General features: G+C 59.7%; 13 protein-coding genes. 8 read left to right on the top strand and 5 right to left on the bottom strand.

Annotated features, from left to right (window positions below):
- Nucleotides 1–244: 244 nt before the first annotated feature.
- Entirely contained in the window at nt 245–784 is a 540-nt protein-coding gene (locus tag ACZ9DP_RS16460) for a TRAP transporter small permease subunit (protein WP_476202919.1), read from the top strand.
- 21 nt (nt 785–805) lie between these two features.
- A complete protein-coding gene (locus ACZ9DP_RS16455; RefSeq protein WP_476202917.1) occupies nt 806–2,368 on the top strand; it encodes a TRAP transporter large permease in 1,563 nt (520 codons plus the stop codon).
- 80 nt (nt 2,369–2,448) lie between these two features.
- Here the strand turns inward: ACZ9DP_RS16455 and ACZ9DP_RS16450 are convergent, their stop codons facing one another.
- Nucleotides 2,449–3,555, bottom strand: a complete 1,107-nt coding sequence (locus tag ACZ9DP_RS16450; protein WP_476202916.1) for a TRAP transporter substrate-binding protein — start codon at nt 3,553–3,555, stop codon at nt 2,449–2,451.
- Between the two features lie 293 nt (nt 3,556–3,848).
- Between ACZ9DP_RS16450 and ACZ9DP_RS16445 the strand changes: the two genes are divergently transcribed.
- Together ACZ9DP_RS16445 and ACZ9DP_RS16440 are read left to right on the top strand one after the other, a co-directional pair.
- Nucleotides 3,849–4,622, top strand: a complete 774-nt coding sequence (locus ACZ9DP_RS16445) for a gamma-glutamyl-gamma-aminobutyrate hydrolase family protein (RefSeq protein ID WP_283069588.1) — start codon at nt 3,849–3,851, stop codon at nt 4,620–4,622.
- A 37-nt stretch (nt 4,623–4,659) separates the two neighbouring features.
- On the top strand, nt 4,660–5,172 hold the full coding sequence (locus tag ACZ9DP_RS16440) for a GNAT family N-acetyltransferase (RefSeq protein WP_246763243.1): 513 nt from the start codon (nt 4,660–4,662) through the stop codon (nt 5,170–5,172).
- 5 nt (nt 5,173–5,177) lie between these two features.
- Here ACZ9DP_RS16440 and ACZ9DP_RS16435 read toward each other — a convergent pair whose 3' ends face one another.
- The 3 genes from ACZ9DP_RS16435 to ACZ9DP_RS16425 form a co-directional block, all read right to left on the bottom strand.
- Nucleotides 5,178–6,134: a 2-hydroxyacid dehydrogenase gene (locus ACZ9DP_RS16435; RefSeq protein WP_074069700.1), complete on the bottom strand. Its 957-nt coding sequence runs from the start codon at nt 6,132–6,134 to the stop codon at nt 5,178–5,180.
- Nucleotides 6,135–6,150: 16 nt separating this feature from the next.
- A complete protein-coding gene (locus ACZ9DP_RS16430; protein WP_022715909.1) occupies nt 6,151–7,173 on the bottom strand; it encodes a LacI family DNA-binding transcriptional regulator in 1,023 nt (340 codons plus the stop codon).
- Between the two features lie 122 nt (nt 7,174–7,295).
- A complete protein-coding gene (locus tag ACZ9DP_RS16425) occupies nt 7,296–7,808 on the bottom strand; it encodes a MarR family winged helix-turn-helix transcriptional regulator (RefSeq protein ID WP_194728216.1) in 513 nt (170 codons plus the stop codon).
- Between the two features lie 87 nt (nt 7,809–7,895).
- Between ACZ9DP_RS16425 and ACZ9DP_RS16420 the strand changes: the two genes are divergently transcribed.
- The 3 genes from ACZ9DP_RS16420 (at nt 7,896) to ACZ9DP_RS16410 (ending at nt 10,906) form a co-directional block, all read left to right on the top strand.
- Nucleotides 7,896–8,687, top strand: a complete 792-nt coding sequence (locus ACZ9DP_RS16420; RefSeq protein ID WP_476202914.1) for a creatininase family protein — start codon at nt 7,896–7,898, stop codon at nt 8,685–8,687.
- A gap of 123 nt (nt 8,688–8,810) precedes the next feature.
- Nucleotides 8,811–9,917 (top strand): CobW family GTP-binding protein, encoded by a 1,107-nt coding sequence (locus ACZ9DP_RS16415; RefSeq protein ID WP_476202913.1) that lies wholly within the window; start codon nt 8,811–8,813, stop codon nt 9,915–9,917.
- The gene (locus tag ACZ9DP_RS16410; protein WP_074070437.1) at nt 9,917–10,906 is read left to right on the top strand and encodes a WD40 repeat domain-containing protein; all 990 of its coding nucleotides are present in this window, start codon (nt 9,917–9,919) and stop codon (nt 10,904–10,906) included. The genes ACZ9DP_RS16415 and ACZ9DP_RS16410 overlap by 1 nt, the downstream gene beginning before the upstream one ends.
- Nucleotides 10,907–10,959: 53 nt before the next feature.
- On the opposite strand, the gene ACZ9DP_RS16405 is transcribed toward ACZ9DP_RS16410, so the two are convergent.
- Nucleotides 10,960–11,970: a serine hydrolase domain-containing protein gene (locus ACZ9DP_RS16405; RefSeq protein WP_476205384.1), complete on the bottom strand. Its 1,011-nt coding sequence runs from the start codon at nt 11,968–11,970 to the stop codon at nt 10,960–10,962.
- A 151-nt stretch (nt 11,971–12,121) separates the two neighbouring features.
- Between ACZ9DP_RS16405 and ACZ9DP_RS16400 the strand changes: the two genes are divergently transcribed.
- Nucleotides 12,122–13,078 (top strand): NAD-dependent epimerase/dehydratase family protein, encoded by a 957-nt coding sequence (locus ACZ9DP_RS16400; RefSeq protein WP_476202911.1) that lies wholly within the window; start codon nt 12,122–12,124, stop codon nt 13,076–13,078.
- Nucleotides 13,079–13,112: the final 34 nt, after the last annotated feature.

Raw genomic sequence — 13,112 nt, 5'->3', positions numbered from 1 at the left:
GTTTTTTCTAAAACCCAAGAGAGAATTTCAAGATTAATGGCGAAATTCACAGCTATGAAGTGAAGTTCATGGAAAAATGATCCGCGCTTAAGTTGCCGGTTGTACAGCCAGCATCTAAACCGCCGCATTCTATGTCTACGACTAAAATCCTATACGGCCGTTTATTCTTTCAATTTCGGAAACCGTAGTTTACACAAATTTCAAAAGTGAGAACTTGCCGCAAAGGCAGAGTAAGGGGAAAGGCATGCCGGCGTTTCTAAGCGTCAGCCGGCTGATCGACAGCGTCAGCCAATTCATAGGGAAAATCGCGGATTACATGGTGCTTGCGTGCTGCTTCATCAGCGCCGGCAATGCAGTCGTCCGCTATCTCTTCAATTACAGCTCGAATGGTTGGCTGGAGATTCAATGGTATCTCTTTGCCTACGTCGTCGTGCTCGGGGCGGCTCATACGCTGCGCAACAATGAGCACGTGCGCGTCGACCTAATCTACGGATCGGTTTCCGACAGGGCCAGAATCTGGATCGATATCATCGGTTTGATCGTCTTCCTGATCCCGGCCTGCTCCTTCCTGGCTTTCCTGTGCTGGCCCTATTTCGTGATCGCCTTCCAGCAGGGCGAGATATCCGCCAATGCCGGAGGGCTCATCCGCTGGCCGGTCAAGCTTATTCTTTTCGCAGGTTTCGCACTCCTGGCACTGCAGGGCATTTCGGAACTCATCAAGAGGATCGCCGCGGTGCGCGGCCACATCCAGCTCGAAACGAAATACGAAAAGCCCCTGCAATAAAGCTCTCCGGGAGGAACGGACTTGTTTGACTTCGGTATCATTCCGCCGGCGATGTTTCTGGGCATGGTCATCTTCATGCTCTACGGCTTTCCGGTCGCCTTTTCGCTCGCGTCCGTCGGCCTTTTCTTCGGGGTCATCGGCATAGCAACCGGCCATTTCAGCGAGGCCTTCCTGCAGGCCCTGCCCCTTCGCGTGTTCGGCATCGTTTCCAACGACCTGCTGCTTGCCATACCCTTCTTCACCTTCATGGGCGCCATTCTGGAAAGGTGTGGCCTTGCGGAGGATCTTCTCGAGGGAACCGGCAAGCTCTTCGGCGCCGTTCCTGGCGGTCTCGCCTACGCCGTCATCCTCGTCGGCGCTGTTCTCGGCGCCATCACCGGCACGGTCGCGGCATCGGTCATCACCATGGGCGTGATCTCGCTGCCGATCATGCTGCGCTACGGCTACAATCCGCGGCTGGCGACCGGCGTCATCGCCGCGTCGGGCACGATCACCCAGGTCATCCCGCCCTCCCTCGTGCTCGTCGTTCTCGCCGACCAGCTCGGCAGATCAGTCGGTGACATGTATCTCGGCGCCATCGGCCCTTCGATCCTGCAGGTCGCGATCTTCCTTGGCTTCATCCTGTTCCTGTCCATCTTCCGGCCAGGCTTGATGCCGCCGCTGCCGAAGGAGGTGCGCGGCGAGTTCAACTGGGCACTGCTGATGAAGGTGCTGGCCGGCATGGTGCCTTCCATTATCCTCATCTTCCTCGTGCTCGGCACGATCTTCATGGGGCTTGCGACGCCAACGGAAGCCGGCGCCCTCGGTGTCGTGGGCGCGATCGTGCTTGCAGCGCTCCACCGCCGCCTGACCTGGCCGCTGGTCCGCGAAGCCATGACATCGACGATGCATATCACCTCGATGGTGGTGATGATCCTGATCGGCTCGACTTGCTTCAGCCTCGTCTTTCAGGGCATGGATGGTTCGCGTTGGATCGAGCACATGCTGTCCGGCATCCCGGGCGGTCCGGTCGGCTTCCTGATCTTCGTCAACCTCTTCATCTTCGTCCTCGCCTTCTTCCTCGATTTCTTCGAAATCGCCTTCATCGTCATTCCGATGCTGGCACCCGTCGCTTCGGCGCTCGGTATCGATCTGATCTGGTTTGGCGTGCTTATCTGCGTGAACATGCAGACGAGCTTCATGCACCCGCCCTTCGGCTTCGCGCTGTTCTATCTGCGCTCCATCGCCAGCCGTGACGTGAAGACACGGGATATCTACATGGGCGCGATCCCATGGGTCGTCATGCAGCTCATCCTCGTCGCGATCGTGATCTTCTGGCCGCAATCCGTGACCTACTGGCTGAACAAGGGTCCGGCCGTGGACCTCAACACGATCAAGATCGAGATACCCGGCTTCGGCGACAATCAGCTCTCGCTGCCGCCCGCGCCTGGCGGTGGCGGCAGTACACCACAGATCCCGGGTCTCACCCTGCCGCCACTGAACGGCCTGCCCGGTCAGCAGCCAGCCCCTGCGACGCCCGCGCCGGCCAATCCGGCACAACCAGCACCGCCACCCGATCTCAGCCAACCTCCAAAGATCAATTGAATGCAAATGAAGAAGCCCCGGATTTCCATCCGGGGCTTCTGTCGGCGATGCGATGAACGCGCAGACGGGTTCCAAGCCGCCTAGAGCTTGCCCGATCGCTGCTGGATCATCATGAATGTGTCAAACGTATATTCCGAAAGCTGCATCCAGAGGTAAGCATCGCGCTTGAATGCGGTCTGGTCGTCATAGATCTTCTTGAAAGATGGGTTCGAAGCCGAGAGCTCGCCATAGAGACCGGTTGAAGCCTGGAACGCGGCTTCCAGAATTTCCTGGCTGAAGGGACGCAGTGTTGCACCTTCGGCGACGAGCTGCTTCAGCGCTGAAGGGTTCTTCATATCGTATTTCGCCATCATCCTGGTATTGGAATAGGTGCAGGCGTCGGCGAGGATCGTCTGGTAGTGCTTCGGCAGGCTGTTCCACTTTTCGAGATTGAAGAAAGCGTGGATCGCCGGACCGCCTTCCCAGAAGCCCGGATAGTAGTAGTACTTGGCGACTTTGTGCAGGCCGAGCTTCAAGTCGTCATAGGGACCGACCCACTCGGACGCGTCGATCGTGCCCTTTTCGAGCGCCGGATAGATGTCACCGCCGGCAATCTGCTGCGGGATGACGCCGAGCTTTTCCATGACGCGCCCGGCAAGACCGGCGATACGCATCTTGACGCCCTTGAGGTCGTCCAGCGTATTGATTTCCTTGCGGAACCAGCCACCCATCTGGACGCCGGTATTGCCGGCCGGAAGACCGAACATGCCCTGCGTGGCATAAAACTCGTTCATCAGGTTGATGCCATTGCCCTCGAAGAACCAGGCGTTGGTGAGACGGGCGTTGAGGCCGAAGGGAATGGCCGTGCCGATTGCATAGGTCGGATCCTTGCCGACGAAATAGTACGAGCAGGTGTGGCAGCATTCAACGGTACCCGAGCTGACGGCGTCGGCCGCCTGCAGGCCGGGCACGATTTCGCCGGCTGCGAAAGGCTGGATCTTGAAGGCACCGTCGGTCGCGTCGGCGACGTGATTGGCGATATCTTCCGCACCGCCAAAGATCGTGTCCAGGCTCTTCGGGAACGAAGAGGTCATGCGCCACGAAATTTTCGGATTCTCCTGTGCGATCGCCGGCGCGGCGAGTGCGCTTGCCGCAACGGCACCTGCCCCCGCAGTTCCGGCCTTCTTAATAAACGAACGACGATCCATCAAAAACCTCCCGTACAGATGGCATGCGCGGACAATTTCATCCCTACCCGCAGCAATGGAGGCGAGCTAAGCATGCGGCCGCGTGTGTTTCAAGCTTTAGTCGATCAGACTTTGGCAACACGACAGCAATTTGGCGAATGACGTGTTTCCATCGAAAATCAGCAGTTTAGCAAGGTCTCTATGCTTGAATGGCGCAGATCGCCGCAATTTGGCCCGCGATTGCGTCGAGAAGTTGACTTTGAGGCCGATCTCGGTTTTCACAATAGAAAAATCGAGAGCGTTCCGGACCAAAAATGATGAAGCCTATCGTCGCCGTTCCTGCCGATACCCGCACCCTCGATGGCGCCGACTGGCATGCCGTCCAGCATCAATATGTACGCGCGGCGCTGAACGCTGCGGGCGTCATGGCCTTCATCATTCCTGCCTTCGAAAAAGGTTATGACACGGACGCAATCCTTGACCGAGTGGATGGACTGCTGGTTTCGGGCTCGGCGAGCAACGTCCATCCATCGCTCTACGCTGCCGAGGCTCGCGAGAGCGATGGCCCCTTCGACCCCGCGCGTGACGCAACGGCCATACCCCTCATCCGCCGTGCAATCGATCGAGCCATCCCGCTGCTGGCGATCTGCCGCGGCATACAGGAGCTGAACGTCGCGCTCGGCGGTTCCCTTGCCAGTGAAATCCACGAGCAGGAGGGCATCTGGGACCACAGGAAGCCAGCCGATGTCGATCGCGACGGAATGTATGCTATCCGCCAGAGCGTTTTCGTCAAGGAAGGCTCCTGCATCGCCCGCATCATCGGTCCAGGCGAAGTCCTGGTGAACTCGCTGCACCGTCAGGCAATCGCCAAGACGGCGCCTCGCCTACAGGTGGAGGCGATCGCCGAAGACGGGACGATCGAAGCCGTTTCCGTCATCGACGCCAAAGCCTTTGCCGTCGGCGTGCAGTGGCATCCGGAATACTGGGCCGAAACCGACAAGCCCTCGAACCAGATCTTTGCGGCCTTCGGGGATGCGGCAAGGGAATATGCGGCGACTAAGAATGTCTCCATGAAGGTTAAGGCCTAGGCGCTCCGGTTGCACGACAGAACGACAGGTATCGACAGTGGCTCACGGCGGGCAGATCAATATACGGCTCCTCGGCCCCGAGGATATTGAGGCTTTTCGGCAAATCCGCTTGGAGGCGCTGCAGACCGAGCCCGCGGCCTATGCGAGCACCGCCGCCGATTGGGAGAGCCTAACAAACGATGAATGGCGTCACCGCCTCACGAACAATGCAGTGTTCGTCGCATTCCACCGAGAAAAACCGGTTGGCATGATGGGCTTGATGCGGCAGCAATCGAGCAAGATGGCCCACCGTGCCACGATTATTATGGTTTACGTGCATAAGAGCTTTCGCGGTTTGGGCGCCGCTTCGGCGCTACTGGAACGACTGACCGGGCACGCTCGAGAGGTCGGCATCAGACAGCTGGAGCTGGCCGTAAGCGCGCAGAATCCGCCCGCGATCCGCTTCTACGAGCGCGAGGGCTTCAGCCAAGTCGGGCGAATTCCGGGCGGAATTATTCACGAGGGCGAGGAAATCGATGATGTCGTTATGGCGCGGCGCATCGTTGACTGAGCCCCTTACCTTGCCGAAGGCGTCTCCGGCACCGCGGTTAGCGGCCTGCCCTTCTCAAACCATTCGATCAGATTGCCGGCAACAAGATCGGCCATCGCGTTGCGCGTCGGGATCGAGGCGGACGCGACGTGCGGCAGCAGCACCGCATTCGGCAAGCTGAAGAGTTCCGCCGGGACCACCGGCTCGCCGTAGAAGACATCAAGGCCCGCAGCGCCGAGTGCGCCGCTCTTCAGCGCCCAAACGAGCGCTGCTTCATCCACCGTCCAGCCTCGGCCGACATTGATCAGAATGCCGTCAGGGCCGAGTGCAGAAAGGATCTCCGCATCGATCGTCTTGTGGGTGTGAGGTGTCTTCGGAACGATCGCAATCAACGTATCGACAGCGCCGGCGAGACCTTTCAGGGTCGGGTGATAATCATAGGCGATATCTGGATGGATCGTGCGTGTGTGATAGCTGATTTTCACCTTGAACGGTTCGAGGCGCTTGGCGATCTCTTGGCCGATGCGGCCGAGGCCGTAGAGACCGACATGCCGTCCTTTTAAGGAAAAGCGCGATAATGGATAGGCCGAACCCGTCGTCCAGTGGCCCTCACGCAGCCAGTTCTCCGCCCGCGGCAGTTCGCGGACGGTGTTGAGCAGCAGGCCGATCGCGGTATCGGCGACCTCGTCGTTCAACACATCCGGTGTGTTGGTGACGACCAGTCCTTTTTCCGCAGCATGCTTGACGTCCACGGCGTCATAGCCGACGCCGAAGCTCGCGATCACCTCAAGGCTCGGCAGCTGATCCATCCACCTGCCGGGAAACGCGCCGCTGACGGCCGCGCCGCGAATGCGGTTTGCGGTTTCGGCGTCGAGTTCCAACGTCTCGCTTTTTTCGACGGCGACAACTTCGAAACGGTCCTTCAAGGTCGCAAGAACACGCTCGTGTATCTTCCCGGGAACGAGAATGGCGATGCGGGACATGGCTTTTCCTCTTGTCTTACTGGCGGGGTCTGTAAGGGCTTGTCGACTGGCGGATGCGCATCTCGGGTTTGATCAGGTGGATGCCGTCCGGCTCGTGACTGCCGGCCAAGCGATCGAGAAGCGCCCGGGCGGCAAGGCGGCCGACTTCGGCCTGCCCATTCCAGACCGTCGTCAGCGCCGGTGTCGAGAGCGAGGCTTCCTCGAGATCGTCATAGCCGGTAACCGAGATGTCCTTGCCTGGCACAAGACCGGCACGGGCAATGCCGTTCATGAGCCCGATGGCAACGAGATCGTTCCAGCAGACGGCGGCCGACGGCTTTTGTGGCAGCGACAGGAAATGCACAGCCGCCTCGAACCCGCCCTGCATCGAGCGCGGACCGGGAATGCGCAGGTTGGGATCGACTTCGATCTCAGCCTTGCGCAGCGCATTGACATAGCCCTGATAGCGGTCGCGGCCGGTCGAGGTCTGATCCGTTCCCCCGATCATGGCGATTGAGCGGTGGCCGAGCCCGATCAGGTGATTGGTGGCAAGCGAAATGCCGTAGCTGTCGTCACCGCGATAGGTCGGCAGGTCCATCCCCTCCATCGAGCGCGCGACAAGGATCGCCGGCATGCCGTTGGCCTCGGCAAGCTGCATATCCTCCGGCGGCGTGCCGATTGCGGGCGACATGATGACGCCATCGCCGCCGAGCTGCAGCAGCGTCTCGATGAAGGTGCGCTGCTTCTCGACCGAATCGTAGTGGTTGGACAGGATGAAGGTATGACGGCTGCGATCGAGCTCGCTCTCGATCGCCTTCAGGATTTCCCCGTAGAACGGGTTCATGATGTCGTGCACGACGACGCCGACGATGCCCGAGCGAGACGTACGCAGACTTGCGGCCCGGCGGTTGTAGATATAGCCGAGCGCGCGCGCCTGTTCCTTGATCTTTTCCCGCGTATTGCCCGCAACGAGCGGGCTGTCGCGTAAGGCTAGCGATACCGTTGCCGTTGAAATGCCGAGTGTTTCGGCAATTGTCGAAAGTTTGATCTTTTGAGCCACGCATCCTCCCCAGGCAACGCGCGAGATGGTGGAGCGCATCGCGGAACCGGAAAAAGAGCGCCCCTTAAAATGTTTAATTAAAAGATTAAACGCGGAGAGGCAAACCGAATTTTAATCGACCGTCAAATTTCGTCGGGTTCTTCGAACGGCACTGCTTCTGCCTGGAGATTGTTGTCGATCGCCTTTAGAAGGCGCACGAGGTTGCGGATTTCTTTCTCCGAAAAATCAAGCGTAGCCGTCCGATCGCAGGCCGACGCCGCCATCTCGATCGCCTTCACGCTGCCGCGCCCGAGTTCGGTGAGGTAGACCTTCGTCAGCCGCGCATCTTCCGCATCCGGCTTGCGCTCCAGGAAGCCCTGGGCTTCCATGCGGCCGATGGTGCGAGTCATCGTTGGCGCCTTGACGCCGAGCTTCTGAGCAAGGCCGCCTGCCGTCATCCCGTCGGTTTCGGCAAGCGAAAGAATGACGCCGTCCTGGCCGGCGTAAAGGCCGCTTTCAAGCAGACTACGGGAGAGGACCGTGCGCATCGACCGCGCAGCCTGCGTCAAAGCCGGCGAAAGATCGGCAAGCGTATATTCGGTCTGGTCCTTTTTCTTGGACTTGTTTTTCTTGCCGTCTTTGTGCTTCTTCCCCATCGCCATCCCTTTGATCTTTAAGCCGTGACAACGCTGCGTTATGACATTGCGCAGGTTCACGTCATAAACAAGGGGCATTGAAACCGGATGACAGCGCCTGCCCGGAACTTCGCAGACAACGATGCCGCACTTTCGGCCGAAGATCGCCGGAACTGGATCGCGGTTCTGCCGCTCGGCGCGCATGAGCAGCACGGCCCGCACTTGCCCTTCGAAACCGATACGCTGATTGCCGAAGGCATCGTCGAAAGGCTAAAGGCTGCCCTCCCCTCAACATTGCCGGTCACTTTCCTGCCCACAGAACCGGTCGGCTACTCGATCGAACACATGGATGTCGTAGGTACGAAGACGCTGACCTACAGCGAAGCGATCCACCGCTGGCTCGCAATTGCCGGAATGCTGCGCGATCTCGGCTGCCGCAAACTGGTGATGTTGAACGCCCACGGCGGAAATTCACCGCTGATGACAATCGTCGCAACCGAAGCGCGGGTGAAGTTCAACATGCTGGCCGTTGCGACCAGCTGGACCCGTTTCGGCGTGCCGGAAGAGGTGATTTCAGCTGAAAACAAGGCGATCGACATCCACGGCGGCGATATCGAAACCTCGGTCATGCTGGCGCTGCATCCCGGTAGGGTCGCCATGTCCAAGGCTGAGAACTTCGCTTCAAGGCAGCTGGAATTTGCCAGCCGCTTCAAGCATCTACGGGCCTACGGGCCGCACGCCTTCGGCTGGAAGATGCTAGATCTGAACGTCAAAGGCGCGGCCGGAAACGCCGTTGCCGCAACGGTCGAGAAAGGCGAAGCGCTGGTCGGCCATGCGGTTAAGGGGCTGATGGAGCTGCTGCAGGATGTGGATGCGTTTGACACATCCGAACTCAAATAGAGCGATCCGAAAACAATGTGATCTTATAACATTATAAAACCTTTGAACTGACGCGTCCAAATCCTTATATGGAACCGTCCGTTTAAAGCCCCCTTGGCGGCAAGCCCATTCTTCGAGGTTCTCATGACCGACGCAATTTCGACTCAGCAGAAACCCATCCCCGTCACCGTGCTCACCGGCTATCTCGGCGCCGGCAAGACGACGCTGCTTAACCGCATCCTGTCCGAAAACCACGGCAAGAAATACGCGGTCATCGTCAACGAATTCGGCGAGATCGGCATCGACAACGACCTGATTGTCGAGTCGGACGAGGAAATCTACGAGATGAACAACGGCTGTGTCTGCTGTACCGTGCGCGGCGACCTGATCCGCGTCGTCGAGGGCCTGATGCGCCGCCCCGGACGCTTCGACGGCATCATCGTCGAGACGACCGGACTTGCCGATCCGGTGCCGGTCGCCCAGACCTTCTTCATGGATGACGACGTGCGCGCCAAGACGGAACTCGACGCCGTTGTCGCCCTTGTCGATGCCAAGCACCTGCCGCTGCGTCTGAAGGATAGCCGCGAGGCCGAAGACCAGATTGCCTTTGCCGACGTCGTCCTCATCAACAAGACTGATCTCGTCTCGCCGGAAGAACTGGCGCAGATCGAGGATATCGTCCGGGCCATCAACCCGTCGGCTCGCGTCTACAAGACGAGCCGCTCCGGCGTCGATCTCGCCCGCGTGCTGGATCAGGGCGCTTTCAACCTTGAACGCGCGCTGGAAAACGACCCGCACTTCCTGGAGCAGGAGCACGACGATCACGTCTGTGGCCCGGATTGCGATCACGACCACCATCATCATGATCATGATCACGATCATGATCACCATGATCACCATGATCACGACCATGGCCATCATCACCACGGCGCGGTGTCGCCGATCCACGACGTGACGGTGCAGTCGGTGTCGCTCCGCGGCGGCGAGATGAACCCCGAGCGCTTCTTCCCCTGGATCCAGAAGATCACCCAGACGCAGGGTCCGAACATCCTGCGCCTTAAAGGCATCATCGCCTTCAAGGACGATGCCGAGCGTTATGTCGTCCAGGGCGTGCATATGATCGTCGAGGGCGACCACCAGCGCCCTTGGAAGGATGGCGAGAAACATGAGACGCGGCTCGTCTTCATCGGCCGCGAACTCGACCGCGAAAAGCTCGAAGCCTCCTTCAAGGCATGCGAGGCCGCGGCCTGATGCCAACAGTTGCCCCGCTTGATCTCGACGGCCACATTCTGGCCGTCGAATTTTTAGGTGATGTCCCCTTCTTCGCGAATGCCGCCGGCACGCTTCACCGGCTGGATGGCGGCGAGAAGGTTTGCGAAGCCCATCAGGGCATGCTCACCTGCATCCGCGATCCCTATAGCGAAAGCCTGATTTCCGGCGGCGAAGATGGCAAGGTGTTGCGCATTGCGGCCGACGCCGGCGTCAGCGAGATCGCTAACGTGCCGCGCAAATGGATTTCGCAGGTGGCGGCCGGCCCGCAGGGTGCCGTCGCCTATGCCTATGGAAAGAGCGCCTTTGTTCGTCTTTCGAATGGCGACACTAAGGAAATCACAGAGGAGCGGACGGTCGAAGGCCTTGCCTTTGCACCGAAAGGCATGCGCATCGCTGCAGCGCGCTACAACGGAGTATCGCTGCACTGGGTTGGCATGAATGCAAAGCCGGTCGATCTGGAATGGAAGGGCGCGCATACGGGTGTCACATTCTCGCCCGACGGCAATTTCCTCGTGACCACCATGCAGGAAAACGCCCTGCACGGCTGGAAGCTTGACGCCAAGCCGGGGGCTGAGGCGCGTCACATGCGCATGACCGGTTATCCGGCCAAGGTGAAGTCGCTCTCCTGGTCCGCCAAGGGCAAGTGGCTCGCCTCGTCTGGCGCGCCAGCAGCGATCGTCTGGCCCTTCCAGGGCAAGGACGGTCCGATGGGCAAGGCGCCGCTGGAGCTCGGCACGCGCGCCAACATCATGGCGACCGCGGTCAAGTTCCATCCGGCTGAGGACATCCTTGCAATCGGTTTCATCGACGGCATGATCCTTGCCGTGCGGATTGCAGACAGTAAAGAGGCGCTGATCCGCCGCCCTGGAAAGGGCGCTATCACCGCGATGAGCTGGAGCAAGAACGGCAAGCTGCTCGCCTTCGCCTCGGAAGCAGGCGACTGCGGCGTCGTCGATATCTCGGCCTGACCGCTCAAACTCTTCCGATGGTGATGGCTGAGTGCCTTCGCCATCCCTTCCGGTCAGGATGTCCGGGCATTTTCGACAATCTCGCCGAGCACGCCGTGCAAGGCATCGCGATAGCCGTTGCGGGCCGATGGCCCGCTTTCCTGCGAGGTCATCACCACGGTCAGATTGAGCGACGGCACGATGTAGAGCATCTGCCCACCGTAGCCCCATGCGAAATGCACGTCCTCGCCGCCGAGATTGCGCTCAAACCATCCGTAGCCATAGGCATCGCCCGAGAAGCGCGAGTTGGTGCGCGGCTGCCAGGACGCGGCAATCCACTCGGCGGGAACGACTTGTCGCCCCTCCCGCGTCTTGCCGCCGTTGCGATAGAGCTCGCCAAAAGCAAGCAACGAGCGGGCGCTCATGGCCATCTGGTTTCCGCCGAGATAGATGCCCTGTGGATCGCGCTCCCAGGCGCCGATCCGAAAGCCTTCGACTGGCCCGAGCCATTCCCGTGCCAAGGCAAGGGTTGTCTTACCACTCGCCTTCGTCAGGATTGCAGACAGGAGATGTGTCGAGGCGGTCGAGTACAGCATTCGGCCCCCGGGCTCATCGTCGAAGGGTTGCGAGAGTGCAAAACGCACCCAGTTTCGGCTTGCAACCCAGCGTCCGTAGTTCGGTCCCGACATACGGCCCAACCCCGCCTGCATGGACAGCAGGTTTCCGATGGTGATCTCGTTCAGCCTCGGATCGGGTGATTGCGGCAGATCCGCCTTCAGGATCGGGGCAATCTTCTGATCCGGTCCTTCAAGCACACCCTTGCTGACGGCGATGCCGACAAGGGCGGAGACGATCGCTTTCGAGGCGGACTTGATATTGGTCGATTCCGACGCTGTATGCCCGCGATAGCCGCGCTCGGCAACAATCTTTCCGTCACGTGAAATGATGATGGTTTTCAGCGATTTCAGTTCCTCGCGGGAAGCGAAGTTGTCGAGCAGCGACGCAAGGCGATCGTTTTCCTGCTGGGCTGAGACCGGCGCGGCGGAAAGGAAAAGGGCAAACCATATGAGGAAGGCTCTGGTCATCGCCATGAGCTAGCGCAATCCCACGCAGAATTCATCCGCCCGAAGTGCCGATTCACGCGGACGTGAAAGTTTATGATCCTGCTTGCCCTATCGACCGGCCGCCCAACATACTGGCCGGACCAGCTCAACACACGGCAGGAGCGTAAAAACGATGGCACGCGTAATCGTGATCGGAGCAACTGGCCATGTCGGCACATATCTCGTCCCGCGTCTTGTCGAGGCCGGGCATGACGTCGTTGCAATCAGCCGCGGCAAAGCGGACCCCTACTGTCCCCACGCAACATGGCAGAGCGTCGAACGGCAGCAGATGGATAGGGCGCCAATGGAGGAGGAAGGCAGCTTCGGCCCCGCCGTCCGCGCACTGAGGCCCGATATCGTCATCGACATGATCTGTTTCACGTTGGAGAGCGCTCGCCATCTGGCGGGAGTGTTGGATGGCCATGTCGGCCATTTTCTGCACACCGGCACCATCTGGACGCACGGCCATTCCATTTCGGTTCCGACGCGCGAGGATGCGCCGAAAACGCCCTTTGGAGACTATGGCGAGCAGAAGAAGGCAATCGAGGACTATCTTCTAGGCGAGGCACGACGGCGGGCCTTTCCCGCAACCCTCATCCATCCCGGCCATATCGTTGGACCGGGCTGGCCTCCACTCAACCCCGCCGGACATTTCAACATTTCCGTCTTTTCGACGATTGCGCGCGGCGAGACGCTGAGATTGCCGAATCTCGGTTTGGAGACCGTTCATCATGTTCACGCTGACGATGTGGCAGGCATGTTCATGGCAGCGATCAGCAATTGGCAAGCGTCAACCGGAGAAAGCTTCCACGCGGTTTCCGACCAGGCACTGACGTTGAGAGGATATGCCGAAGCGATGTTTCGCTGGTTCGGTCATGAGCCGAAGCTCGAATTTTTCCCCTATGACGAATGGTCGAAAATGGAAAGCGCCGAGGACGCAAGGGCGACGTGGGAGCACATCGCCCGGAGCCCGAATTGCTCAATGGACAAGGCAAGGCGTCTGCTGGGGTTCACGCCGCGCCACAGCTCCCTCCAGGCTGTGCAGGAGTCGGTCCAGTGGCTTGTCGCGAAAGGGCGCATAAGGGCTTAAAAGAAAAAGCCCCTCCCGTTTCAGGGAGAGGCTC

The organism is Rhizobium sp. USDA 4016, assembly GCF_056279705.1.
This window is presented reverse-complemented; position numbering and strand designations above follow the sequence as displayed.

Bases quoted from the DNA above. Each gene is read 5' to 3' on its own strand.
- ACZ9DP_RS16460 (WP_476202919.1), top strand. From the start codon at position 245: ATGCCGGCGTTTCTAAGCGTCAGCCGGCTGATCGACAGCGTCAGCCAA.
- ACZ9DP_RS16405 (WP_476205384.1), bottom strand. From the start codon at position 11,970: ATGACCAGAGCCTTCCTCATATGGTTTGCCCTTTTCCTTTCCGCCGCG.
- ACZ9DP_RS16410 (WP_074070437.1), top strand. From the start codon at position 9,917: ATGCCAACAGTTGCCCCGCTTGATCTCGACGGCCACATTCTGGCCGTC.
- ACZ9DP_RS16400 (WP_476202911.1), top strand. From the start codon at position 12,122: ATGGCACGCGTAATCGTGATCGGAGCAACTGGCCATGTCGGCACATAT.
- ACZ9DP_RS16415 (WP_476202913.1), top strand. From the start codon at position 8,811: ATGACCGACGCAATTTCGACTCAGCAGAAACCCATCCCCGTCACCGTG.
- ACZ9DP_RS16420 (WP_476202914.1), top strand. From the start codon at position 7,896: ATGACAGCGCCTGCCCGGAACTTCGCAGACAACGATGCCGCACTTTCG.
- ACZ9DP_RS16435 (WP_074069700.1), bottom strand. From the start codon at position 6,134: ATGTCCCGCATCGCCATTCTCGTTCCCGGGAAGATACACGAGCGTGTT.
- ACZ9DP_RS16425 (WP_194728216.1), bottom strand. From the start codon at position 7,808: ATGGGGAAGAAGCACAAAGACGGCAAGAAAAACAAGTCCAAGAAAAAG.
- ACZ9DP_RS16445 (WP_283069588.1), top strand. From the start codon at position 3,849: ATGATGAAGCCTATCGTCGCCGTTCCTGCCGATACCCGCACCCTCGAT.
- ACZ9DP_RS16450 (WP_476202916.1), bottom strand. From the start codon at position 3,555: ATGGATCGTCGTTCGTTTATTAAGAAGGCCGGAACTGCGGGGGCAGGT.